The 24,484-nt window shown below is 69.7% G+C and carries 22 protein-coding genes, 1 tRNA gene and 1 pseudogene; 12 read left to right on the forward strand and 12 right to left on the reverse strand.

The features are described from left to right. The 4 genes and pseudogenes from ACRDPN_RS08345 to hisC all read right to left on the reverse strand — a co-directional run. A pseudogene (locus tag ACRDPN_RS08345) lies at window positions 1-253 on the reverse strand (biotin/lipoyl-containing protein); the annotation flags it as partial. Between the two features lie 12 nt (window positions 254-265). Further along, entirely contained in the window at window positions 266-1,243 is a 978-nt protein-coding gene (locus ACRDPN_RS08350; RefSeq protein WP_431446957.1) for an alpha-ketoacid dehydrogenase subunit beta, read from the reverse strand. Then, window positions 1,240-2,373, reverse strand: coding sequence for a pyruvate dehydrogenase (acetyl-transferring) E1 component subunit alpha (pdhA, locus tag ACRDPN_RS08355; protein WP_431446958.1), 1,134 nt, complete (start codon window positions 2,371-2,373; stop codon window positions 1,240-1,242). The genes ACRDPN_RS08350 and pdhA overlap by 4 nt, the downstream gene beginning before the upstream one ends. A gap of 171 nt (window positions 2,374-2,544) precedes the next feature. Beyond that, window positions 2,545-3,594: a histidinol-phosphate transaminase gene (gene hisC / locus ACRDPN_RS08360; RefSeq protein WP_431446959.1), complete on the reverse strand. Its 1,050-nt coding sequence runs from the start codon at window positions 3,592-3,594 to the stop codon at window positions 2,545-2,547. Between the two features lie 206 nt (window positions 3,595-3,800). Here hisC and ACRDPN_RS08365 point away from each other — a divergent pair, with 206 nt between their 5' ends. The 10 genes from ACRDPN_RS08365 (at window position 3,801) to ACRDPN_RS08410 (ending at window position 12,410) form a co-directional block, all read left to right on the forward strand. Next, the gene (locus tag ACRDPN_RS08365; RefSeq protein ID WP_431446960.1) at window positions 3,801-4,748 is read left to right on the forward strand and encodes an EamA family transporter; all 948 of its coding nucleotides are present in this window, start codon (window positions 3,801-3,803) and stop codon (window positions 4,746-4,748) included. A gap of 41 nt (window positions 4,749-4,789) precedes the next feature. After that, a tRNA-Gly gene (locus ACRDPN_RS08370) sits at window positions 4,790-4,863 on the forward strand. A gap of 27 nt (window positions 4,864-4,890) precedes the next feature. Next, entirely contained in the window at window positions 4,891-5,913 is a 1,023-nt protein-coding gene (locus ACRDPN_RS08375) for an alpha/beta hydrolase family protein (protein WP_431446961.1), read from the forward strand. Between the two features lie 60 nt (window positions 5,914-5,973). Further along, entirely contained in the window at window positions 5,974-6,360 is a 387-nt protein-coding gene (locus ACRDPN_RS08380; protein ID WP_431446962.1) for a phage holin family protein, read from the forward strand. Further along, complete coding sequence (locus ACRDPN_RS08385) at window positions 6,357-6,860, forward strand: low molecular weight protein-tyrosine-phosphatase (RefSeq protein WP_431446964.1); 504 nt, start codon at window positions 6,357-6,359, stop codon at window positions 6,858-6,860. Before ACRDPN_RS08380 ends, ACRDPN_RS08385 begins: the two co-directional genes overlap by 4 nt. Before the next feature lie 10 nt (window positions 6,861-6,870). Continuing rightward, window positions 6,871-7,749: a fructosamine kinase family protein gene (locus tag ACRDPN_RS08390; protein WP_431446965.1), complete on the forward strand. Its 879-nt coding sequence runs from the start codon at window positions 6,871-6,873 to the stop codon at window positions 7,747-7,749. A gap of 74 nt (window positions 7,750-7,823) precedes the next feature. Then, a complete protein-coding gene (locus ACRDPN_RS08395; protein ID WP_431446966.1) occupies window positions 7,824-8,516 on the forward strand; it encodes a response regulator transcription factor in 693 nt (230 codons plus the stop codon). Then, on the forward strand, window positions 8,513-9,952 hold the full coding sequence (locus ACRDPN_RS08400; protein ID WP_431446967.1) for a sensor histidine kinase: 1,440 nt from the start codon (window positions 8,513-8,515) through the stop codon (window positions 9,950-9,952). The genes ACRDPN_RS08395 and ACRDPN_RS08400 overlap by 4 nt, the downstream gene beginning before the upstream one ends. Before the next feature lie 16 nt (window positions 9,953-9,968). After that, window positions 9,969-11,384: a trypsin-like peptidase domain-containing protein gene (locus ACRDPN_RS08405; protein WP_431446968.1), complete on the forward strand. Its 1,416-nt coding sequence runs from the start codon at window positions 9,969-9,971 to the stop codon at window positions 11,382-11,384. A gap of 81 nt (window positions 11,385-11,465) precedes the next feature. After that, window positions 11,466-12,410 (forward strand): DMT family transporter, encoded by a 945-nt coding sequence (locus tag ACRDPN_RS08410; RefSeq protein WP_431446969.1) that lies wholly within the window; start codon window positions 11,466-11,468, stop codon window positions 12,408-12,410. On the opposite strand, the gene ACRDPN_RS08415 is transcribed toward ACRDPN_RS08410, so the two are convergent. Continuing rightward, window positions 12,334-14,211 carry a chorismate-binding protein gene (locus tag ACRDPN_RS08415; protein ID WP_431446970.1) on the reverse strand — a complete coding sequence of 626 codons (1,878 nt, stop codon included), beginning with the start codon at window positions 14,209-14,211 and terminating at the stop codon, window positions 12,334-12,336. The two genes, ACRDPN_RS08410 and ACRDPN_RS08415, sit on opposite strands and share 77 nt — an antisense overlap. Window positions 14,212-14,265: 54 nt before the next feature. Here ACRDPN_RS08415 and ACRDPN_RS08420 point away from each other — a divergent pair, with 54 nt between their 5' ends. Continuing rightward, complete coding sequence (locus ACRDPN_RS08420; RefSeq protein ID WP_431446971.1) at window positions 14,266-15,474, forward strand: ArgE/DapE family deacylase; 1,209 nt, start codon at window positions 14,266-14,268, stop codon at window positions 15,472-15,474. Between the two features lie 7 nt (window positions 15,475-15,481). Here ACRDPN_RS08420 and ACRDPN_RS08425 read toward each other — a convergent pair whose 3' ends face one another. The 4 genes from ACRDPN_RS08425 to serS all read right to left on the reverse strand — a co-directional run bounded on the left by ACRDPN_RS08425 (window position 15,482) and on the right by serS (window position 21,381). After that, window positions 15,482-17,023 (reverse strand): metallophosphoesterase family protein, encoded by a 1,542-nt coding sequence (locus ACRDPN_RS08425; RefSeq protein ID WP_431446973.1) that lies wholly within the window; start codon window positions 17,021-17,023, stop codon window positions 15,482-15,484. Next, window positions 17,020-19,143, reverse strand: coding sequence for a HelD family protein (locus ACRDPN_RS08430; protein WP_431446974.1), 2,124 nt, complete (start codon window positions 19,141-19,143; stop codon window positions 17,020-17,022). The genes ACRDPN_RS08425 and ACRDPN_RS08430 overlap by 4 nt, the downstream gene beginning before the upstream one ends. A gap of 190 nt (window positions 19,144-19,333) precedes the next feature. Further along, window positions 19,334-20,116 (reverse strand): HAD family hydrolase, encoded by a 783-nt coding sequence (locus ACRDPN_RS08435; RefSeq protein ID WP_431446976.1) that lies wholly within the window; start codon window positions 20,114-20,116, stop codon window positions 19,334-19,336. Beyond that, complete coding sequence (serS, locus tag ACRDPN_RS08440) at window positions 20,113-21,381, reverse strand: serine--tRNA ligase (RefSeq protein WP_431446977.1); 1,269 nt, start codon at window positions 21,379-21,381, stop codon at window positions 20,113-20,115. The genes ACRDPN_RS08435 and serS overlap by 4 nt, the downstream gene beginning before the upstream one ends. 89 nt (window positions 21,382-21,470) lie before the next feature. Between serS and ACRDPN_RS08445 the strand changes: the two genes are divergently transcribed. After that, window positions 21,471-23,138, forward strand: a complete 1,668-nt coding sequence (locus tag ACRDPN_RS08445) for a diacylglycerol kinase family protein (protein ID WP_431446979.1) — start codon at window positions 21,471-21,473, stop codon at window positions 23,136-23,138. A gap of 22 nt (window positions 23,139-23,160) precedes the next feature. Here the strand turns inward: ACRDPN_RS08445 and ACRDPN_RS08450 are convergent, their stop codons facing one another. The 3 genes from ACRDPN_RS08450 to ACRDPN_RS08460 form a co-directional block, all read right to left on the reverse strand. After that, entirely contained in the window at window positions 23,161-23,748 is a 588-nt protein-coding gene (locus tag ACRDPN_RS08450) for a dihydrofolate reductase family protein (RefSeq protein WP_431446981.1), read from the reverse strand. 27 nt (window positions 23,749-23,775) lie between these two features. Beyond that, window positions 23,776-24,261: an SRPBCC family protein gene (locus ACRDPN_RS08455; protein ID WP_431446982.1), complete on the reverse strand. Its 486-nt coding sequence runs from the start codon at window positions 24,259-24,261 to the stop codon at window positions 23,776-23,778. Window positions 24,262-24,286: 25 nt separating this feature from the next. Beyond that, the coding region (locus tag ACRDPN_RS08460; RefSeq protein ID WP_431446983.1) for an ArsR/SmtB family transcription factor at window positions 24,287-24,484 on the reverse strand (198 nt) is incomplete at its 5' end.

Here is a 24,484-nt window from a genome sequence, read left to right on the forward strand (position 1 = left end):
CTGAACGCCTCGGCGGCCTCACGGTCGCCGATGGCGATGATCGGGGTGCCGACCGGCACGGTCTTGCCCTCCTCGACCAGCAGGGCGGTGACGACGCCGGCGTACGGGCTCGGCAGCTCCACGATCGACTTGGCCGTCTCGATGTCGACGATCACGTCGTTGACCTGACCGTGTCGCCGACGGCGACGCGCCACGAGACGATCTCGGCCTCGGTGAGGCCCTCACCGACGTCGGGCAGCTTGTACTCACTCATGCAGCAGAACTCCTAGAAGGCGCGGGCGGTGTCGACGGCGTCGAGAATGCGGTCGATCCCGGGGAGGAAGTCGTCCTCGGCCCGACTGGGCGGGTACGGCGTGTCGTAGCCGGTGACTCGTTGCACAGGGGCCTCCAGCGAGTAGAAGCACTCTTCGGTGACGCGGGCCGCCACCTCGGCACCGATGCCGAGGTTACGCGACGCCTCGTGCACGACGACGGCGTGGCCCGTACGCCGCACCGACTCGTAAACCGGGTCGAGGTCGAGCGGCGAGAGCGTGCGCAGGTCGATGATCTCGAGGTCGAGGTTGTCCTGGCGCGCGGCCTCGGCGGCCTCCATGCAGGTGGTGACGGTCGGCCCGTAGGTGATGATCGTGGCGTGCGTGCCGGGGCGTCGGACCTGCGACTCCCACAGCGGTGCGGGTTCGGCATCGAGATCGACGTCGCTGGACTCCCAATAGCGCCGCTTGGGCTCCATGAACACGATCGGGTCGTCGGACGCGATGGCCTGCTGGATCATCCAGTAGGCGTCGTGGGCGTTGGACGGCGAGACGACCTTGAGCCCGGCGGTCATCGCGAACTGCGCCTCGGGGCTGTCGGAGTGGTGCTCGACCGCACCGATGCCGCCGCCGTAGGGGATGCGGATGACGATCGGCATCTTGATCTTGCCCTTGCTGCGGAAGTGCATCTTGGCGACCTGGCTGACGATCTGGTCGTAGGCCGGGTAGACGAAACCGTCGAACTGGATCTCGACGACCGGGCGGTAGCCGCGGTACGTGAGGCCGATGGCGGTGCCGACGATGCCGGACTCGGCCAGCGGCGTGTCCATGACCCGGCTCTCGCCGAAGTCCTTCTGCAGTCCGTCGGTGACGCGGAAGACGCCGCCGAGCGGGCCGACGTCCTCGCCCATGATGAGCACGTGCTCGTCGCCCTCGAGGGCAGCGCGCAGGCCGGCGTTGATGGCCTTGGCGATCGGCATCTTCTCGGTCATGCGACGCTCCCTTCGTACTGGCCACGCCAGGCGACGTAGGCGGCCTGCTGCTCACGCAGCTCATCGGTCTGTTCGGCGTAAACTTGATCGAAGAGCTGGGCGAGATCGGGGTCCGGAAGGGCGGCGCACGCCTCACGCATCCGCTCGCCCAGCTCCTCTGCCTCGGCTTCGAGGTCGGTGAAGAACTGCGGTGCCGTGCCGGCCGCGTCGAGGTAGGCGCGGACGCGGTCGACCGGGTCCTTGGCCTTCCAGGCCTCGACCTCGTCGGCGGCGCGGTAGCGGGTGGGGTCGTCGGACGTGGTGTGCGCGCCCATGCGGTACGTGACCGCCTCGATGAGCATCGGTCCGCCGCCGTCGCGGGCCTGCTGCATCGCCGCGGTGGTGACTGCGTGGACCGCCAGCACGTCGTTGCCGTCGACCCGCACGCCGCGGAAGCCGAATCCGGACGACCGCTGAGCGATCGGCACCGCCGTCTGACGCGCGATCGGGACGCTGATGGCGTACTGGTTGTTCTGGCAGAAGAACACGACCGGTGCGTGGTTGACGGCCGCAAAGTCGAAGGCCTCCATGACGTCGCCCTGGCTGCTCGCGCCGTCGCCGAAGTACGCGATGACGGCGGCGTCGCGCTCAGGGTCGCCGGTGCCGACGGCGCCGTCGAGCGTCAGGCCCATGGCGTAGCCGGTGGCATGCAGCGTCTGCGCGCCGATGATGATGCTCGGCAGACCGTAGCCATGGAGCGTTGGATCCCATCCGCCGAGCTCGACACCGCGAACCCAGCCGAGCATGTTGGCCGGGTCGACGCCACGGCACCAGGCAACGCCGTGCTCGCGGTAGGTGCCGAAGGCGAAGTCCTGCGGACGGAGGGCGCGGCCGGAGCCGACCTGGGCGGCCTCCTGACCGAGCGCCGGCGGCCAGAGGCCGATCTCGCCGTGGCGCTGCAAGGCGAAGGCCTCGATGTCGATGCGGCGCGAGAGCACGAGGTCGCGATAGAGATCGCGAATCGATGCGTCGTCGCCGTCGTATGTGAATTCCGGGTGCTCGACCCGCTGGCCCTCAGGCGTCAGCAACTGGACGAGTGGCACAGCTGAGTGCTCTTCTGGACCGGTCTGCTCTGGCGTGCGCGCGCTCATGCGGCTCCCTCATCTCGGCCGGTCGCGGGGTTGCCGCTCCGGTTCGACTGGTGCCGATCGATGCCGTCACAGGGGTGGTGGACGACGAGGACCGGACGAGGACGTGACTGGTGTCACACCTGCGGTCCCACCGTATCCCGAGCAGGTGCCCTTCTCCAATTCGACGCGTTGTTACTTGAGCCACCGTTCGGCGACGTCGAGGAAGCGGTCGTTGACGTCCGGGTCACCGATGGTCACACGCACGCCGTCGCCGGCGAACGGACGAACTGACACCGGGTCGCAGGCGGCGGCGAAGTCGAGCGAATCGTCGCCGAGCGGAAGCCACACGAAGTTGGCCTGGCTGTCCGGAACGTCCCAACCCTGGTCACGCAGGGCCGCGAGCACCCGAGCTCGTTCCGCGACGATCGTCTCGACCCGCTCGGCCAGTGCGTCGGTCGCATCGAGCGAGGCGACGGCGGCCGCCTGCGCGACATCGGTGACGCTGAACGGGGCGATGGCCTTGCGGATGCTCTCGGCCACCGAGGGCGCGGCGATCGCATAGCCGACCCTGAGGCCGGCGAGCCCGAACGCCTTGGAGAACGTGCGCAGCACGATGACGTTCTCGTGGTCGGCGAGGGCGAGTCCGCTCGCGGCGTCGTCCTGACGCACGAACTCCACATAGGCTTCGTCGACGACGATGATCACGTCGTCGGGAACGGCCTCGACGAACCGCTCGAGCTCGGCGTGGGTTGCGACCGGACCGGTCGGGTTGTTCGGTGTGCACACGATGACGACGCGGGTGTGCTCGGTGACAGCGGCGGCCATCGCGTCGAGGTCGTGCGTGGCGTCGGGGCGCAGCGGGACGCGGATGGTGCGGGCGCCGGTGAGATCGGCTCCGATCGGGTAGGCCTCGAACGAGCGCCACGCGTAGATGATCTCGTCGCCCTGCTCGCAGAAGGCGGTCAGCAGCGAGAACAGCACGGCCACCGACCCGGTGCTCGCCGCGAACCGTTCCTGCGGCAGGCCGTACGTGCGGGCGAGGGCCGCGTACAGGTCGGCGACACCGGCGTCCGGGTAGCGGTTGACGCGGCCGAGCGCCTCCGTCGCCTTCTCCATGACGCCCGGCAGGGGCGGATAGGGGTTCTCGTTGCTGGAGAGCTTGAGCTCGTCGCTCTCGGCGGGCTTGCCGGGCCGGTAGACGGGGATGTCGTCCAGGGCACGGCGCGCAGACGGGGTGGGCATAGAGCGAGGCTAGTGCCCGGCGGTGGAGGTCCCTCGACGGTGGGCGTCGTTCAATGGGATGCACCGCAAGGCCGAGGAGGGATGCGCACCGGTGTTGTGCGCAGACCGACGAGAACGCAGCGGGGCGCCCATTGGGCGGCGGCCACCGAGAGAGACCTCCACCGCCGGGCACTGGGTCACCAGGTCGTCACTGCCAGAATCGAGGCGTGACGGCTCGTGAGGCCCGGTGGGGCTACCTGCTGGTGTTGCTCGCGGCCGCGCTGTTCGGGCTCAATGCCGGGGTGTCACGCATCCCGTTGCGATCCGGGACACCGACCGACACCTTCACGACCGTGCGCATCACCGGGGCCTTCGTCGCGTTCGTCCTGATCGCGCTGGTCGTCGACCGGTCCGCCCTGCGCGTGCCGCGGGGCCGCGCACTGCTGCTGATCGCCGGCCTCGGCATCGTCGGCTTCGCCGGGTTGCAGTGGACGTACAACATCGCGATCAACCGGCTGCCGCTGGGCATCGCGCTGCTGCTGGAGTATCTCGGTCCGGTGCTGGTGGTGCTGTGGGTATGGATGGTGCGACGCGAGCGCGTGCACCAGCGGATGTGGCCCGCGCTGGGTCTGGCGGTCGGCGGGCTCGCCGTGGTCAGTCAGGTCTGGAAGGGCCTGACGCTCGACGGCCTCGGCGTGGTCATGGCGCTCGGCGCCGCCGTGTGCTTCGCGACCTATTTCCTGCTCGGTGAGCACACCGGCACGGCCGATGTGGGCGGGCCGCTGCACGTCATCCTGTGGGCGTTCGCCGCCGCCACGGTGGGCATGAATCTCGTGCAACCGGCCTGGACGATCGACACGCTCGGCGACGACGTCTCGATGCTGGGCCGCTACGCGGAGTCGTCCGTGCCCGTCTGGGGGGCGATGACATGGATCGTCCTGCTCGGCACCGTCGCCCCGTTCTTCCTGCTGCTGATCGCGCTGCGCGTGCTGTCCGCGACGGTCGTCAGCATCGTGGCGATGCTCGAGCCGGTAGTCGCCGCGCTCGTCGGGTGGGTGTGGTTCTCGGAGACGCTCAACGCCATCCAGCTCCTGGGCGTGGCCGCGGTGCTCACCGGCATCATGCTGGCCCAGACCGCCCGCGACGTCGAACCGGCACTGCCGCCTCCGCAGTAGCAGCTGTCGCTACCCTTGGCGACGGAGCGTCAGCTTCTCGTGCGGACGTAGTTCAATGGCAGAACATCGACCTTCCAGGCCGAAGACGTTGGTTCATATCCAGCCGTCCGCTCCACTCCCGTGCAGAGGGCACAATGGAGCAGTGTGGGTAAGACTGCTCATCGGCGCGATGCTCATGGTGCTCGTCGCGTCCGGCTGCACCGACGAGGACCCGGAGCGACCGGCCGGATCAGGTCAGGATCGCGCGTCACCTACCCAGTCACCCACCCCGACGGAGACCTCACCTCCGCCGCCGCACCCGGTCTCCCTACGCGCACTCATGCAGCGCGAGTACAACGGCCGCGGCCTGAAGCTTGGACGGGTGCTTGCCAGCACGGAGACCTACCGCCAGCGCAGGGTGACCTTCCGCAGCGGCAAGCTGCGCATCTCCGGGGTGCTGAACGTGCCGCGCGGCTCGGGGCCGTTCCCGGCCGTCGTCCTCGCCCACGGCTACATCGACCCGGACATCTACGTGAACGGCCAGGGGATGCGACGCGAGCTGGACTGGCTCGCCCGCCGGGGCTTCGTGACCCTGCACGTCGACTACCGCAACCACGCAGGATCCGACGACGACCCACAGGCCGACTCGAACCTGCGGCTCGGCTACACCGAGGACGTGATCAACGCCGTGCACGCCCTGCGCAAGTGGGACGGGCCGGTCGACGACGAGCGCATCGGCCTCGCGGGCCGGTCGATGGGCGGCGGGGTGATCTACAACGTGCTCACGGTCCAGCCCGGCCTGGTCGACGCGGCCGTCGTGTTCGCCCCGGTCAGCTCCAACACCGTGGACAACTTCAATCGCTGGATCCGTCGTGATCCGAGTCGGTCGGGCATTGCGCAGCGGATCATGCGCCGGCACGGCGCACCCGAGGACAAGCCGGGGTTCTGGCGCAACGTCAGCCCGCGCACGTACTTCGACCAGGTCACCGAGCCGATCCTCATCCACCACGGAACCTCCGACGACAGCTGCCCGATCCGCTGGAGCCGGCGCACTGAGGCGGCCCTGGAACGCGCCGGCGCGGACGTGACATTGCGTGTCTATCCCGGCGAGGAGCACGCCTTCGGCCCGCAGTGGCCGCTCGCGATGCAGCGCACCACCCGCTTCCTGCGCAGTGAGCTCTCGTAGCGTCCGCCGAGCTCGAGGACGCCCGACCCTCGTGATTGCAGGCAATGCCACAATCGGCGCATGATGATGCGATTCCTGTTGTCCTGGGTGCTCAGCGCCGTCGCCCTCGCTGCCGCCGCGGGCCTGCTGGGCGAGCACATGAACATCGGTAGGGCTGGCGACACCGATACCGACACCATCATCGCGCTCGCGCTGGTCGCTCTCGTCTTCAGCCTTGTCAACACGTTCATCGCACCGATCGTCAAGACGCTCTCGCTGCCGTTCATCGTCCTCACGTTGGGCCTGTTCCTGCTGGTCATCAACGCGCTGCTGCTGATGCTGACCGACTGGATCGCCGGCAAGCTCGACGTCGTCTTCTACGTCGAGAGCTTCGGCTGGGCCGTGCTCGGCGCCATTATCATCTCGATCGTGAACGCCATCCTCGGCGCGTTCGTCAAGCGCGCGTGAGCGAGCCGTTCCGGATAGCCCTCGTGTGCCTCGGCAACATCTGCCGGTCACCGATGGCGCAGGTCGTGCTGGAGGACCGCCTCGAGCGGGCCGGACTCGACGACCGTGTCGAGGTGGCCTCGGCCGGCACCGGCGGCTGGCACGTCGGCGACCCGATGGACCCACGCGCGGCAGCCACGCTCGCAGCCGCCGGCTACGACCCCACCCGGCACCGCGTCCGCACCTTCTCCACCGACTGGTACGCCGAGCACGACCTCCTGCTGGCGATGGACGCGAGCAACCGCGCCGACATGGCCGACCAGGCTCCGACCGTCGAGGCGCTCGAGCAGGTGCGCATGTTCCGCGAGTTCGACCCCGAGGCGTCCGAGGACGACGACGAGGTACCCGATCCCTGGTACGGCGGGGCCGAAGGCTTCGCCGAAGTACTCGCCATGGTGGAGCGCACAGCCGACGAGATCATCGTGCGACTTCCGGAGATCGCGCCCGGTATCAGACGGTAATCTCGGCGCCATGGCACGGATGACAGGCACCGCGGCCCGCGCGGAAACTCTGCTCGGCCATGGCGTCATCTCCACCACCCCGGTCGCGGGCGGAGACATCTGCACGGCGACGCGGCTTCGGATGAGCAACGGCCGCAGCGCAGTCATCAAGACCCGGCCGCAACCCCCGGAAGGCTTCTTCGAGCGAGAGGCCGAGGGACTACGTTGGCTTGCCGACGCCGGTGGCGCCAACGTCCCGGAGCTGCTGGCGGTGTCCGACGACTGCATCGTGCTCGCGTGGGTGGAGCCGGGCAAGCCGTCCGGCGACGTCGCCGAGCGGTTCGGGCGTGCCCTCGCAGCGACGCACGCCGCCGGTGCGGAGAAGTTCGGAGCCGACGTCGACGGATACGTCGGCCTCGCCCCGCTGCCCAACCGGTCGATGCCGACGTGGCCTGAGTTCTACGCGTCACGCCGGGTGATGCCGTACGTGCGTGCGGCGCGAGATCGCCAAGCGTTCTCGCACGAGCAGGCCATGACGATCGAGCGGGCCATGTCGCGCATCCACGACTTCGCCGGCGACCCGGAGCCGCCGGCGCGCGTGCACGGCGATCTCTGGTCGGGCAACCTCATCTGGGGCACCGACGGGGCGGCGTGGATCATCGACCCGGCCGCGCACGGCGGCCACCGCGAGACCGACCTCGCGATGATGTCGCTGTTCGGCCTCCCCCACCTCCAACGGGTGATCGACGCCTACGACGAGGCAGCACCGTTGGCGGAGGGGTGGAAGCACCGAGTCGCGTTGCACCAGCTGCATCCGCTGCTCGTCCACACCGTGCTGTTCGGCGGCACCTACGGCGCCAAAGCCACCGCGGCCGCGCAGGCCCTGCTCGACGGCCCGCAGGACGACTGACCGCCGAGTTGCAGGTTTCCCACAACCCGATTCGCGCTTATCGAAACCTCAGCCGGGCGCGGCACACTGGGGGCATGCGGATTCTTGTCGTGGACGACGATCGAGCGGTGCGCGACTCCCTGCGCCGCTCGCTGGAGTTCAACGGGTACTCGGTCGAGCTGGCGTCCGACGGCGCGGAGGCGCTCGTTCGCGTGCCCCAGGTCGATCCCGACGTCATCGTGATGGACGTGATGATGCCGCGCCTCGACGGGCTCGAGGCCACGCGGGCACTGCGCAGCGCCGGCAACGATGTCCCGATCCTGGTGCTCACCGCCCGCGACGCCGTCACCGACCGCGTCGACGGCCTCGACGCCGGAGCGGACGACTACCTCACCAAGCCGTTCGCGCTCGACGAGCTGCTCGCCCGGGTTCGCGCGCTCCACCGCCGGGCCTCCCGTCGCGCGGACATGGAGGCCGATGAGGCCCCGCTGGTCTTCGCCGACCTGACCCTCGACCCCGTCACCCGCGACGTCACGCGCGGCGAGCGCAAGCTGTCGCTGACGCGCACCGAGTTCGCGCTGCTCGAGCTGTTCCTGCGCCGCCCGAAGCGCGTGCTCGAGCGCTCGTTCATCCTCGAGGAGGTCTGGGGATTCGACTTCCCGACCACGGCCAACTCGCTGGAGGTCTACGTGGGATACGTCCGGCGCAAGCTGGAGGCCGAGGGCGAAGACCGGCTGCTGCACACCGTGCGGGGGGTCGGCTACGTACTTCGCGAGACGCCGCCGTGAGCGCCACCAGTAGGCCCATCAGGGCCGTCCTCACGCCGATCCACCGGACCATCCAGCCACTGACGGCCCGCGCGTCGCTCGCGCTGCGGGTGGCCCTGCTCACCACCGCCGCGGTCGCCGTCACGCTCGCAGCCGTGAGCGCGCTCGTGTTCGTCACGGTGAAGGCGGAGTTCGAGAGCTCGCTCGACGAGTCCATGCTCCGTCGGGCCAACGCTGCCGTCAGCGAGGGCTACACCGCGTCCAAGGAGGAGCTCGACGTCGCCGGGATCAAGATCTTCGTGGTCCGGGGCGGCCAGATCTTCAGCCGCCGCGGCGAAGACACGACCCTCCCCCTCAACAACAACGAGATCGAGGTGTCGATCGGCGAGGCGAAGAGCTCGCGCCGCACCACGATGATCGACGGCGAGCTGTACCGCGTCATCGCCGTGCAGGCCGGTGAAGGCTCGGCGCTCGTGCTCGCGCAGCCGATGGAGTCGATCGACCGCGCACTGGAGCGCCTGAAGATCATCCTGCTCCTGGCCAGCGCGGCCGGCGTGGTGCTGGCGGGGGGCGCCGGCTGGGTGGTGGCCACCAACGGCCTGCGCCCGGTGCGACGGCTCACCGCCGCCGCCGAGCGGGTCGCCCGAACCTCCGAGCTGCGCCCCATCAAGGTGACCGGCCACGACGAGCTGGCCCGCCTGACCACGTCGTTCAACCAGATGCTCCTCGCGCTCGACGCCTCGCAGGAGCGCCAGCGTCAGCTGGTGGCCGATGCCGGGCACGAGCTGCGCACGCCGTTGACGAGCCTGCGCACCAACATCGAGCTCCTCGGGCAGGCCGCGGAGAACCCGGATCGGCAGCTCTCCCTGTCCGAGCGCACCGAGATCATGGACGACGTCCGCGTCCAGCTGCAGGAGCTCACGACGCTTGTCGGCGACCTCGTCGAGCTGGCGCGCGACGAACCGATGGCCCGCGACCCAGAGCAGCTCGACCTCGCCGACACCCTGACGTCAGCCCTCGACCGGGTGCGTCCGCGGGCGCCGGGTCTGACGTTCGACGTCGAGGCCGAGTCGTGGACGGTCATCGGCGAGCCGCCACTGCTGGAGCGCGCGGTGACGAACCTGCTCGACAACGCGGCCAAGTGGAGCCCCGCTGGTGGCACCGTCACGGTGCGCCTCGTCGGCGGCGTGCTCACCGTGCGCGACGACGGCCCCGGCATCACCGCCAGCGACCTGCCGCACGTCTTCGACCGATTCTACCGCTCCAACGAGGCGCGCACGCTTCCCGGCTCGGGTCTCGGGCTGTCGATCGTGCGCCGCGCGGCCGAGCGTCACGGCGGCAACGTCACGGCGGAGTCGCCGGCGGGAAGCGGCAGCGTCTTCACGATGACCATCCCGCCTCCCGACGGCAGATCTTCCGCATCTCATACACGCGCCTCAGCGCGTTCTCAGTCATGAGGGAGAATCTGGAGACATGAGTGATCAGAACGACCCTTTCGCCGCGCAGCCCTACGTCCCGCCTCCCAGGCGCCGTACCGAGCCGGAGCCCCAGGTCGAACCCGAGCGAGCGTCTAAGCCTGACCAACCCGAGCCAGACGTCGCTTCGACGAGCTCGACGACCGGGGATGCGGACAGCTCGACGAACGAGGACACCGTCGAGGTCCAGCAGCCGCCTGCGCCGGACACCGAGCCCACTCGCGAGATCCCGTCCGGTGAGGCCGATCAGGACGACCGCGAGCCGACCGTGGAGATGCCGACCGAGCCACAGACCGACGACGGCACACCACCTCCGCCCCGGCGGGGTCGCCGACGTCTGGCGGGAGCCCTCGCCATCGTCGTCCTGGCCGCCGGGGCGGGCGTCGGCGGCGCGGCCGCGTACGAGGCGCTTCAGGGTGACGACAGCACCGTCGTCAGCTCGCTCGACACCGACACGAACACCAAGCAGGCCCCGGCCGGCGACATCCAGAAGGTGGCCCAGCAGGTGCTGCCGTCCGTGGTGCAGGTCAACGTGTCCGGCGGAGGTCAGGCCGGCTCCGGAACCGGCATCATCATCAGCAGCGACGGCCAGATCCTCACCAACGACCACGTCGTCGAATCAGCCTCCGACAGCGGCTCGATCACGGTCGCGTTCAACGACGCCAGCAACGCCAAGGCCGAGATCGTCGGCCAGGACCCGGTCACGGACCTGGCGGTCATCAAGGCTGAAGACAAGAGCGGTCTCACGCCGGCCACGCTCGGCAGCTCGGCCGACCTCAAGGTCGGCCAGCAGGTCATCGCCATCGGCTCGCCGTTCGGCCTGGAGAGCACGGTCACGAGCGGCATCATCAGCGCGCTCAACCGACCGGTCGCCTCCTCCGACGCCAGCGGTGCCAACCAGACCGTGTTCCCGGCGGTCCAGACCGATGCGGCGATCAACCCCGGCAACTCCGGCGGCCCGCTCGTCGACCTGCAGGGTCGCGTCATCGGCATCAACTCGGCGATCCGGTCCAACGGCACCACGCCGACCGACTCCGGCTCGATCGGACTCGGCTTCGCCATCCCGGTCGACCTCGCCAAGAACGTGTCGAAGCAGCTCGTGGACGGCAAGAAGGTCGAGCATGCCCGCATCGGCGTCACGGTCGGCCCGGCGGTTGCCCAGGACGACATCACCGGCATCGGCGCGGAGGTCAAGGAAGTCACCAAGGGCAGCGCCGGCGACAAGGCGGGGCTGGAGAAGGATGACGTCATCACCAAGGTCAATGGCAACCCGATCGTGAGCTCGAACGCCCTGGTCGCGTCGATCCGCGGCTTCCAGCCGGGTGAGACCGTCACCATCACGTACCGGCGCGGCGGCGACCTGCGTGAGACCGAGGTCACGCTCGACTCGGACGGGGGCAAGCTCAACAGCTGACTGGGACAGCCGTCGGTATTGCATGGATGGATGTCCGATTTTCGCTCGTGGAACGTCGGCGGGCATGGCTAGCGTGAAGTGGTGAGCACCAAGACCATCGAAAAGCGTGACCTGTCCGTCGGCGCCCTGGCGGTCACGGTCGTGCTGTGGGCCTCGGCGTTCGTTGGCATCCGCGATGCGGCGGACTCCTTCTCGGCGGGTCCGCTGTCGCTCGGGCGACTGGTCGTGGCCGCCCTCGTGCTCACCGTGCTGTCACGGCCGTGGCGGCACCGCCTCCCGAGCGGGCGACCGTTCCTCCTTCTGGTGCTCGCGGGCGTCACCTGGTTCGGGGCGTACAACGTCGCCCTCAACGCCGGGGAGCAGCAGGTCGACGCCGGCACCGCCGCTCTCGTGGTCACCGTCGGCCCAATCCTCATCGCGCTGTTCGCGGGTGTCCTGCTCAAGGAGGGATTCCCCAAGCCGCTGCTGATCGGGATCGCCGTGGCGGCATCGGGCGTCGTGCTCATCTCGCTCAGCACCCGTGACGAGTCGGCGGTCGACACCGCCAGCACCACGGGTGTGCTGTTGTGCCTGGCGGCCGCCGTCCTTTATGCCGTGGGTGCGCTCGCCCAGAAGCCGACGCTCACGGTGGTCACGCCGGTCATGTCGGTGTGGCTGATGTGCGTCGTCGGCGCGGTCGTGTGCCTGCCCTACCTCCCGGCCCTGGTGCGCGAGCTGGGCAACGCGTCGACGGCCGACATCGTCTGGTTGGTCTACCTCGGGGTGTTCCCGACCGCGATCGGCTTCAGCACCTGGTCGTACGCGCTCAAGCGGCTCAGCGCCGGCCAGGTCGCGTCCGCGACCTACCTTGTGCCCGCGGTGGCGACGCTCATCTCGTGGGTCATGCTCGACGAGGTGCCGGCGGCGCTGGCGTTCGTCGGCGGCGCGCTGTGCCTCGTCGGGGTGGCGATCACGCGGTACCGGAAGCGGACGGGTCCAGCAGCTGGGTCACCAGATCCCGCAGGATCGAGTACCCGTTCTGGGTGAGGATCGACTCGGCGTGGAACTGCACGCCGCGGTAGTGCGGTCCGGCGAGCAGGTGCACATCGCCGGCGTCGTCGGCCTCCACCGTCACGCCGTCGGGAAGTGAGGTATCCCCGACTCTCGCGACGAACGTGTTGTAGAAGCCGACCGTCTCGGGCCGGTCGAGCACGGTGAGTCGGCTCTGCGTCCCCTGGAACACGATGTCCTTGAACGCGAGGTCGAGGCCGAGCTGGCGGCTCAGCACCTGGTGACCGAGACAGACGGCGAGGAATGGTCGTTCGGAGTCGAGCAGCCCTCGCACGACCTCGTCGATCACAGCGATCTTCGCGTCGTCGATGTCGCGGGGGTCGCCGGGGCCGGGGCCGACGACCACGAGGTCGTAGCCGTCCAGGTCTCCGTCCTGGTACACGTCGTGCCGCACCACGTGGGTGGTCATGCCGAGCACGCCGAACACGTGCGACAGCATGTTGACGAAGTCATCCTCGCCGTCGAGCACGACAACGCGCTTGCCGACCAGCGACCGCACCGGCGGGGTTCCGGACTGGTCGGTGAGCCAGAACCGGCTGATCCGCTGGTTGCGTGAGCCGAGGGCGATGAGCACGTCCTCCTCGCGGGTGAACGCGTCGAACCCCTCCACCGGATCGGGCGCCGCCTCGACGAGTCCGAACGCGCTGAGGATGCCGGACGCCTTCGCCCAGGTCTCCTTCGTCTCGTAGGCGGGGTCGGAGTCGCGCACCAGCGTGGCGCCGGCGGTGACCTTCACGTTGCCGTCGAGGTCGACGTCGGCCGTGCGAATGAGGATCGGCGCATCGGCGACCGGGAGGCCGTCCTCGTCGCGGCCAATCAGCGCGGCCACTGATGCGTAGTAGCCGCGGCCGTGCTCCTCGTACTTCTTGATGAGGCGACAGGCGTTCTCGACCGGGCTGCCCGTGACCGTGGCGGCGAACATCGAGTCACGTAGCACCTCGCGCACGTCGCGGCGGGTGCGGCCGGCGAGCAGGTACTCGGTGTGGACGAGGTGGCTCATCGGCTTGAGGTACGGCCCGAGCACGAGGCCGCCCTCGTGGCAGATGTCGCACATCATCTTGAGCTCCTCGTCGACGACCATGCAGAGCTCGTAGATCTCCTTCTCGTCGCTGAGGAAACGCAGCAGCTCGCGCTTGCGGTCGGCGTGCGTCTCGAGGCCGCGCATGCGGAACGTGCCGCTGATCGGGTTCATCCGCACCTGGCCGTCCTCGACGCTCACGTGCCGCTCGGGGCTCGCGCCGATGAGGTAGCGGTCGCCGGTGAAGATGCAGAACGTCCAGAACGCACCGCGCTCCCGTTCCAACAGGCGACGGAACACGGCGAGCGCCCGCTCGTGGCCCCAGTCGGCGACCCGAGCGCGGTAGTGCCGTCCGATCACCAGGTTCGCGCCCTCCCCGCAGCCGATCTCCTCGTCGATGACGTGACGCACCATCTCGGCGTAGTCGTCGTCGGACGTCTCGAAGCCGCCCCGGTCGGCCAGCTCGATGTCCGTGTCCGGGAGCTCAGCCAGCAGGTCGGCCAGCGGAACATCCTCCTGCACCGTCGCGTGGATGACGCTCAGGGGCGTGCCATCCTGGTGCGCCTCGAAGCCCCGCTCGCGCACCTGCGCGAAGGGGACGAGGACCAAGTGGTCCCACCGGCGAGACGTCCCGGCCTCGAGCGGGATGTCCGACAGGTTCTCGACGTCCGTGCGCGGCCCACCGACGAGCGTGACGGTGTCGGCGTCACGCACGCGAATCAGGGCAAAGACCGGCTGGGCCAGCAGATCGTCGAGCATGAGGCGTCGATCCTATCGGCGCCGTGCCCCTGGCCGGATGACATGCTTGGCCGCGTGGACAACCTGATCGACGTCGACCTGGTGCGCCGGGACCTCGCGCAGCTCGTCAGCTACGCCAGCGTGGGCGGCAGCGAGTCCGAGGTCGCCGCGCAGCGGTGGTGTGCCGCCACGCTGCAGGGACTCGGCCTCGTCGTCGACCTGTGGCGTCTCGACCTTGACACGCTGCGCGCCGACCCCGAGTATCCCGGCGAAGAGGTCGATCGCGAGGAGGCGTGGGGATGCGTCGGCACCTCCGGCAAGGGCACTCCGGCGCTGATCCTCAACGGCCACGTCGACGTCGTGCCGCCCGGCGAGCACGAGTGGTGGACCGGCGCCGATCCGTGGGACCTGCAGGAGGTCGACGGTTCCTGGTACGGGCGAGGCGTCTGCGACATGAAGGGCGGCGTCGTCGCGATCCTTGCCGCGGTGCGGGCCGTCGGCGAGGACCTCAGCCGTCCGTTCGCCGTGCACACCGTCATCGGCGAGGAGGACGGCGGCATCGGCACGTTCGGCACGCTGCGCAGCGGTCACACCGGCGAGGCCTGTCTCATCGCCGAGCCGACCGCCGGCCAGATCGTGTGTGCCAACGCCGGAGCGCTCACGTTCCGGCTCGAGCTGCGCGGACTCGCCACCCACGGCTCGCTGGCCGGTCTGGGCGTCAGTACCGTCGACCTGCTGGAGAGCGTCCGCGCGTCCCTGTATCGCCTCGACGAGAAGCGCAACGTCGCACCTCCGGCGCCGTTCCGAAAGCGTCCGTGGCCCATCTCCACCGGCATCGTCAACGCCGGCGGCTGGTCCAGCACCGTGCCCGACTACCTCGTCGCCGAAGGACGCTTCGGCGTCAAGCCCGGTGAGTCGTTCGCCGAGGCAATGGCGGAGTTCGAGCAGGCGGTCCGCGAGGCGGACGACCCGTGGCTCCGCGAGCATCCGGTCGAGGTGAGCTGGCCGGGAGGCCGGTTCGCGGCCGGATCCCTTCCCGACGGGCATCCGTTCGGTGACGAGGTGGTGGCCGCCGTGCAGGCCGCCGGGGGCGAGAAGCCCCAGCTCATTGGCGCGCCGTACGGATCGGACCTGCGCCAGTACGCCGCCGTCGGCATCCCCACCGTGCAGTTCGGTCCCGGCACCATCCAGAACGCCCACGCGATCGACGAGCAGGTGACGATCGACGAGGTCGTCAGGTGCGCGGAGACCTACGCCAAGCTGCTCGTCGACCGCTGCGGCTGACCTCTGGTCAGCGACGCGACGTCTTGACGCGGGTGTGGTCGGCGACGTCGATGGTGCCGCCGGGCCCGAAGGTGACCGGCTGCAGTCCGACCGGACGTCCGTCGCGGAACGTCACGACCGTCACCTGGGCCGGACGACGCAGCTTGCTGCCGAGGGCGAAGGTGTAGACGGCGCCGCCGGTGGAGCCGGTGGTCAGTGTCGTGGTGGTGCGTCCGTTGAGCCCCTCGATCACCTCCGGACCCACCTGGCGGTGCAGGTGGCCCGACAGCACCAGGTCGACGCAGCCGCTCTGAGACGCCTGCTGGGCCGACGCTGCGCTGTGGACGACGAGCACCGACACCCGCTCATCGGCGCAGGCGACCTCGGTGAGCTCGGCGTCCTGCTTGGTGATGGCCTCGATGTTGTCACTCTCGTCGCCGTCGTAGCCGGCGGTCAGGCCGGAGCTGCGCGGGTCGCTCGACCCGAGGAAGCGCACATCGTTGATGGTGACCGGCCGCCCGTCCAGCACCCGGAAACCGCGCTCGCGCATCGCTTCGGTGACACTGGCGCCCTGGTCGTGATTGCCGGCCACGGCGACGATCCGGAAGCCACGGAACTCTCGCGCCAACGAGTTGATGCTGAAGGTCTCCCAGGTGCCGCCGTTGGACGTGTCGTCGCCCAGGTCGATGAGCAGCTTCGACCGGGCCCGGACGGCGACGGCGTGCGCGACCGGATCCATGCCGATGTTGTCGTGCCGGTCGGTGACGACGATCGCGGTCGTCTCGTCGTCCTTCGGGCGGCGGATGTCAGTGGTCGCGGCTCTCAGCGCGAGCGCTCCGTAGAACAGCACCGAGTCGTGGTACGTCTCCAGTGCCCCTTGGACGAGGGCCTTGCTGCCCTCGGTGGCCGAGCCGTTGACGATCTCGAGCTGGTCGAGCACCGGGTCGCTGGGTACGTCCGGGAACGCCTGCACGAGCGGGACCCACGACGCGGTCGGTCGCTGCTCCCGCTCGGGCAGCGCGATCAGGACCGTCGACCCCACGACCATGACACCGAGGCTGACCGCCACCACCACACGTGCGCGGGATGGATGACGCGCCGCCTGACGGATCTGCGCGCGGCGTTCGGCACCCACGGCCTGCCACGTCAGCGCGACACCGATGGCCGCCAGTGCGCCGACCCCCACACCCCTGAGGATGGAGAGCTCGAGCATGTCGCGGACCTCGGCCCGCACCGCGGCGATCTCTCCCTCGGGCTGGCTGGCGATGACGGCGTCGCGCGCAACGAGCTGGTCGAGGCTCTCGACCTCCGCGTTGCCCAAGGAAATGTCGACCCCGATGCCCGCGATGGCGTCGGCGGGCAGCCGCACCTGCGGGAGCAGCGGGCCGAAGTCGAGCGTCACGTAGCCGTCGAGCACCGGGACGATCGTGGCCTCGTGGGCACCGATGACGATGTGGCGCTCGCTGTGCACGAACGTGCTGAAGGCGACCGGCGTTCCGACGACCACGGCGACGGCGAGCAGCGCGAGGGCCTGCAGCCCTTGCTTGACGGTCGGGAGTCGGCGTCTCACGCGATCGTGGAGCGCCAACGATCGGTGCTGCCGACCGTGGTGAGTCGCTGGGTCGCACGGGTCAGGACAACGTAGAGCGTGCGCCACCCCGAGCCGGACTCCTCGGTGATCGCGTCGGGCTCGACCACCACGACACCGTCGAACTCCAGCCCCTTGGTGTCGAGACCTTCGAGCACGCGCAGCCGGTCCGGGTACTTCTCCATGAGCGTGGCGACGGCATCGCCGATGGCGCCGACATCAGCCCGGGAGGCGACAAGGGCGACCGTGCCCTCGAGGTCGGACAGCATCGCCTCGGCACTGGTCAGCACGTTGGCCGGGAGAGCCGACCGCTCGACGACGTGATGTTCGGGCTGCTCGCCCGTGCGCCGGACCGCGTCGGCGAGGTCCGGGTCGGGCACGGCGACCGTGGCGACCTGCGCGGCGAGCTCGTAGATCTCGGCCGAGTTGCGGTAGTTGGTGGACAGCCGGAACGCGTGCTCCGGCTTGCCCTCCAGAGCCTCGGTGCGGGCGCGCTCGGACTCCTCCGGGTACGGCCAAGACGCCTGCGCCGCGTCGCCGACGATCGTCCAGCTGGCGTGGCGTCCTCGGCGGGCGAGCATCCGCCATTGCAGCGGCGAGAGGTCCTGGGACTCGTCGACGAGCACGTGGGCGAAGCTGTCGTCCTCGATGCTGCGCGTGGCGCGCATCCGGTCGTCGCGGTCGTCGCGCTCGCGGCGCTCGAAGCTCATGAGCTGGCGCGGCACGTCGTCATCGTCGTCGTCGGTGTGCGGTACCTCGCCGAGGAGGTAGCGCAGCTCGTCGATGAGCGGGATGTCCTCGATGCTCGGCTCACCCCCCTCGCCGGCACCGGCCCACGAGGCGTCCAGGGCTGCGAGCTCGTCGGGGGTGAACGCGCCGTCGGCGAGCTCCCCGATCCGCTGCGGCAGGGTGCGCCACAGCTCGACAGCGTCGACCGGCGGCCACCACGCCTCGACGAAACCGGCGAAGGCGTCGTCGGAGGTGATGGTGTCGATGAACCCGCTCTCGCCCTTGTCGAGCGCGCGTTCGCCGGCGACCTGGCGCCACAGTGCGTCGACCAGTGCCGCGGGCGCGCGTGTGTAGGCGCGGTTGCGCTTGAGGCCCGAGAGCAGGTGGCGACGGATCCCGGCCAGCTGACGTGCGTCGAGCCGCAGGACGTCGTCCTTGTAGAAGTAGCGGAACTCGGTGGGCTCACCGCGCTGCGGCGCGGTCGTCAGGCGTCGCAGCACCGGCATCATCCGCGACGAGCCCTTGGCGGCCGCGGCGACGCTCTCGTCGTGCCGCGCGGCCTTGACGCCGTCGACGACCTCACCGAGCGACCGCAGGGTCACGCTGGTCTCGCCCAGGCTGGGCAGCACCCGCTCGATGTACTTCATGAAGACCGTGGACGGGCCGATGACCAGCACGCCCCCGGACTCGAACCGGCGACGGTCGGTGTAGAGCAGGTAGGCGGCGCGGTGCAGCGCCACGACGGTCTTGCCGGTGCCCGGGCCGCCTCCGATGATCGTGGCGCCGCGGCTGGGGGCACGGATGGCCTCGTCCTGCTCCTTCTGGATGGTGGCGACGACCGAGTGCATCGAGCTGTCGCGGGCCCTGCTCAGACTGGCGAGCAGCGCGCCCTCGCCGATGACCTCGAGGTCGTCGGGTGCGTTCTCGGCATCGAGCAGGTCGTCCTCGACCCCGATGACGCGGTCGCCGGAGCAACGCAGCACGCGCCGGCGGACCACGCCGGCCGGGTCCTGTGCGGTGGCCTGGTAGAAGACCGCCGCCGCCGGCGCGCGCCAGTCGACGAGGAGGATCTCGCGATCGGCGTCGCGCACGCCGATGCGGCCGATGTAGCGGGAATCGCCGCCGGTGAGATTGAGGCGTCCGAACACCAGCCCGTCGTGGGCGGCGTTGAGCGCGGACAGGCGGCGTGACGCCTGGTAGACCATGGCGTCACGCTCGACGAGACCGCCCTCGTTGCCCACGTGGCCGCGCGCGAAGCCCTCGGCGACGAGCGACTGGGCGACCTTCGCGGACTCCTCGAGCCGCTCGTACACGGCGTCGACGTACGACTGCTCCGCAGCGATCTCGTGCTGCTCGGCGCTGGAGGATGCCACCGACTCCCCTGTCTGACAGATGCATTCCCGGATACAGAACTGACAAGTCTATGCCGTTCCGGCCCGGTTCGGGACCACAGTGTCCAACTTCGGCGACACGGGCGACGTCCCCGGGAAATCGGCGTTCGTGGCCATACTGGTGCCGCGAGCTCGAGGCCTCGGGCGAGCTCGACCGGCACGACAGTGCCGATCAGAGGTAGCGGGCCAGCTCGGCGGCCAGGCCGTCGTCGGCCACCGTTCCGGTGACGTCGTCGGCGACATCCTGCACAGGCTCCGGCGCCTGCCCCATGGCGACGCCGCGTCCGGCCCACTCGAGCATCTCGACGTCGTTGAAGCCGTCGCCGATCGCCAGCACGTCCGCCTGGGCGACGTCGAGCCGCGCGCACACCATCTCCAGGCCCGACGCCTTGGAGACGCCTTCCGGCGCCAGGTCGAGCCACGACGTGTAGCCGATGTAGTAGTTGGTGTCGCTCAGCCCGAGACCGTGCACGAGCTCGGCGAACTCCCTGGCGTCATGGTCGGGCGCGCGGATGACGACGCGGGTGACCGGCTCGGACACGAGCGAGTCGACGTCCTCGACGGTGATGCGTCCGCTCACCTCCCCCTCGGGGAAGGGTTGGTTGACGCGGTAGCCGACACCGATCTCCTCGACCGCGACCAGCGCATCGGGCACGTGCTCGAGCACGCGACGCACCGCCTCGGAGGCGTCGAAGGTGACGCTGTGCAACACCTCGACCGGGTGGTAGCCGATGACGATGGCGCCGTTGCTGGTGACCGCGAACCCGTCGGCGAGGCTGAGACGCTCGACGACCTCCATCGTTCCGGGCATGGCCCTGCCGGTGGCGACGACGATCGCGACTCCGGACTCGGCGAGCGCCAGCACCGCGTCGTGCACCGCCGGACTGAGTGCGTTGTTCTGGTCGACGATGGTGCCGTCGACGTCGAGCGCCGCCAGCCTCGGGGCGAACGTCACGCGATCGGCTCCAGGACCTCGCCCATCAGCGGGTGCAGAGCCTCGGGAAGGCGGACGGAACCGTCCGGCTGCTGACCGTTCTCGAGCAGCGCGATGATCGTGCGGGTCATGGCGCACAAGGTTCCGTTGAGCGTGGCCGCGGGCACCGTGGCGCCCTGGTGGCGGAGGCGGATGTCGAGCCGTCGCGCCTGGAACTGCGTGCAGTTGGACGCGGACGACACCTCGCGGTAGCGGTCCTGCGTGGGTATCCAGGCCTCGCAGTCGAACTTGCGGATGGCCGAGAGCCCGAGGTCGCCGGCCGGGACGTCGATGACCCGGTAAGGCAGATCGAGCGCGTCGAGCCAGGACCGTTCCCACCCGAGGATGCGCTCGTGCTCGGCGTAGGACTCCTCGAGCGTGGTGAAGGTGAACATCTCGACCTTGTCGAACCAGTGCACGCGGAAGATGCCGCGGGTGTCCTTGCCGTAGGAACCGGCCTCGCGCCGGTAGCAGGGGCTGAAGCCGGCGTAGCGCAACGGCAGCGCACCGGCGTCGAGGATCTCGCCGGAGTGGTACGCCGCCAGCGCCACCTCGCTGGTGCCGACGAGGTAGAGGTCGTCCTTCTCGAGGTAATAGACGTCGTCGGCCGCCTGGCCGAGGAACCCGGTGCCCTCCATGGCGCTCGGCTTGACCAGCGCCGGCGGGATCATCGGCGTGAAGCCCCACTCGGACGCCCGGCTCATGGCGAGCTGCGTGAGCGCCAGCTCGAGCCGCGCGCCGGCTCCGGTGAGGTAGTAGAACCGCGCGCCGCTGACCTTGGCTCCGCGCTCGGTGTCGATGGCTCCGAGCACCTGCCCGAGCTCGAGGTGGTCGCGCGGCTCGAAGCCCTCGGCGGCGAAGTCGCGCGGGGTTCCGACCGTGTCGAGCACGACGAAGTCGTCCTCGCCGCCCTCCGGGGCCTCCTCGGACGCCGGATTGGGCAATGCCTTGAGCAGGGCGTCGAACGTCTGCGCGGCCTCGTTCTGTGCGGCCTCGGCCTCCTTGACCTGAGCGCTGAGCTGCTTGGTCTGCGCGAGCAGCGCCTGCTTCTCGTCACCCTGCGCCCGCGCGATGAACTTGCCGATGTTCTTCTGCTCGGACCGCACCGCCTCGAAAGCGGCGATGGACGACCTGCGTCGTTCGTCGGCCACGACGAGGTCGTCGACCAGCTCGGGGGGCTCACCGCGGCGGCGCTGAGCCGCCCGGAGCGCGTCGGGGTCGTCGCGCAGGAGTCGTGGATCGATCACCCGGTCACCCTATCGACCGTCCGACTGACCGGGCGTTGACAATCCCCTACGCTGGATCGACCCATCCGGCGGCCGAGAGAGTGAGTCCGTTGTCGATCGACCTGCGTCGCGCCGAGCCCACCCGCCGGGGGCGGTACCTGTGGGCGACGGCGCTCCCGGCGGTCGCCTGTGTGGTCCTCGCGATCCTGGTCGGTACCGAGAACGCCGCCCTCCAGAGGATGGACGACCGCGTCGCCCTTCGTGGCTACAACCTCGGGAGCGGCTCCGAGGCACTCAACTCGTTCGCCACCTGGTTCAGCCTGGCGTCCTCCAACTGGACGGTCGCGGCGGTCCTGCTGCTCGTCGCCGGGTACGCCGCGTGGCGAGGCGAGCGGCGGATCGCGATCTGGATCGTCGCCAGCAGCCTCATCGTCATCGCCGGCAACGCCCTGCTCAAGCTGGCCTTCCGGCGCCCGCGGCCGCCGTGGGACGAGCCGCTCTACGACATCGTCGGCTACTCGTTCCCCAGCGGCCACGCCGCCGGCGCCGGACTGTTCTCCACGGTCGCCGTCCTTCTGACGATCGTCCTGACCCGCCGTGGTTGGCTGCGACGTCTGCTCATCACCGGCTGGGTCCTGCTCGGCCTCTTGATCTGTGCCGACCGCATCGTCCTGGGCGTGCACTACCTCTCCGACGTCACCGCCGGCCTGAGCTTTGGCATCGCGGTCACCGTGGGGGTGTGGATGCTGCTCGTTCCCGACCCGTCGCGGATCCCGCACGAGCTCGCGGTGTTCACCGGAACCGGACGCAAGCGCGTCGCGGTGATCCTCAACCCGGCCAAGATCGGCGACGTCGACGTCTTCAAGTCGCGCGTGCTGGCCGTGGCCGAGCGCGAGGGCTGGAGGCCGCCGGTCTGGTTCGAGACGTCGGTCGAGGATCCCGGCCCCGGTCAGGCCCAGGCGGCACTCGAGGAGGGCGTCGACCTGATCATCGCGGCCGGCGGCGACGGAACGGTGCGCGCCGTGTGCGAGGAGGCGGCCCGCACGGGCGTGGCCGTCGGCATCCTGCCGCACGGCACCGGCAACCTGCTGGCCCGCAACCTCGGGCTGCCGCTCAACATCCGCGACGCACTCGACGTCGCGTTCGGCGGGCAGGACAAGGCCATCGACCTCGCCACCTTCCGTGCGAACACCGTGCTCGAGGACGATCCCGCGGGCGAGCTGACTACCAACGTCGACGCGCCGCTCGGTACCGACACCTGCTTCCTCGTCATGGCCGGGCTCGGCATGGACGCCGAGATCATGACCGGTGTCGACGACCAGCTCAAGGACAAGGTCGGCTGGTTCGCGTACTTCGTGTCCGGCGTCAAGTCGCTGCGCTTCCCGGCCATGCGGGTCGAGATCAGCGTCGACGACGGCGAGTTCAAGAAGTTCAGGGCGCGCACCGTGGTGGTCGGCAACGTCGGCTTCCTGCAGGCCGGCATCCCGTTGCTCCCCGACGCCCGGATCGACGACGGCAAGCTCGACGTCGTGGTGATCGCGCCGAAGCGGTTCATCGGCTGGCTCGCGATCATCGTCCGCGTGCTCGTGCGGCACCGCCGCACCAACAAGCGTCTCGACCGGCTGTCGGGGAAGAAGGTGGCCATCCGCGCGGAGAAGCCGATGCCCATGCAGCTCGACGGTGACCCGGTCGGCTCCGGCACCGAGATCACCGCCGAGGTGCAGCACGGCGTCCTGCTCGTCCGCGTCCCCGTCCGCCCCGCGGCGGCCAAGCCCTGACGCGCCAGTCACAGGTTAAGGCTCAGTCGCGCCGGACGGCGTACTGGAGGTGGGTGGCCCCGGTTCCCGGGATCACGACCGGGTCCTCGAGCCGGTGCGGCGCGGCGCCGAGGTGGGCGAAGTAGGGGATCCCCTCGCCCATCAGCACCGGGACGAGACTGACGTGAACCTCGTCGACCAGACCGAGATCCAGGGCTTGGGCGGCGATGGCGGCGCTGGCGATCGTGACGTCCTTGTCGCCGGCGATCTCCTTCGCCCGTTCGATCGCGGTGGTGACGTCGTCGGTGAACGTCGTCCTCGGCCACCGGTCGGCGTCCTCCGGTGCGTGGTGGGTCACCACGACGACCGGAGGTCCCATCGGATGGTGGTCGTCCCAGCCGTTGGTGATGTCGAACAGTCGCCGACCGCAGACCAGGGCCCCGCTGTTCGCGAGGTAACCCCGCAGCAGCTCGGCCGAGTCGGCGTCGACGCTGAACGTGAACTGCTCGACCGTCGTGGGGACGGTGACCTCCCCTGCGCCGTACCAGCCGAACAGCTCGTCGATGCCGTCGTTCGGGTCAGCGATGAAGCCGTCGAGGGACATGGTCATGTGGGTGTGGACCTTGGTCATCGGAATTTCTCCTGTCGGTGGTGTTGGTCAGAGCGTGGCGAGGAGATCGTCGAGGCGCTCGTAGCCCTCGTTGATGCCCACGTCCATGCCGCTGGCGGCCATGCCGTCGCGGTCAGCGACGCTCATGAAGACCGAGCTGCCGTGGACGCGGGTGCGACCGTCGCCGAGGTCCTCCAGGCGCAAGGTTTCGAAGGACACGTGGCCGGGCATGCCGAGCCACTCGAACGTGCGCTGCGACAGCTCGGGCGTCGGGTCACCGTGGACGACGCCGCGGAACCCGTGCTCGTTGCCGTCGGGATCGCGCTGCACGAGCGTCCAGGTGCCGCCGTGGCGTGCCTCGAGGGTGCACTCGACGTTCTCGAGGTACTTCGGGCCGATCCACTTCGCGACCAGCTCGGGGTCGTGGAGGGCGCGGAACACCTTGTCGACCGGGGCGTCGAAGTCGCGGGCGGTGGTGATCTCGTACGAGTTCGGCTCGACGCCGATCGTCGTCTCCCTGTTCAGTGTGCTCATCGTTCTTCTCCTTGTGTGTGGTGGTTCAGTCGTCCATCTGTGTCAGCAGGTCGTCGAGGCGTCGGTAGCTCTCGTCCCAGTAGGTGCGATAGTCGGCCAGCCAGGAGGTGGCGTCCTTGAGCGGCGCGGCCTCGAGATGGCTGAGGCGCATGGTGCCCTTCCGGGTGCGGGAGACCAGCCCGGCCTGCTCGAGCACCTTGAGGTGCTTGGAGACGGCCGGCTG

This window comes from Aeromicrobium sp. (assembly GCF_050700635.1).
In the GTDB taxonomy this organism is placed as follows: domain Bacteria; phylum Actinomycetota; class Actinomycetes; order Propionibacteriales; family Nocardioidaceae; genus Aeromicrobium.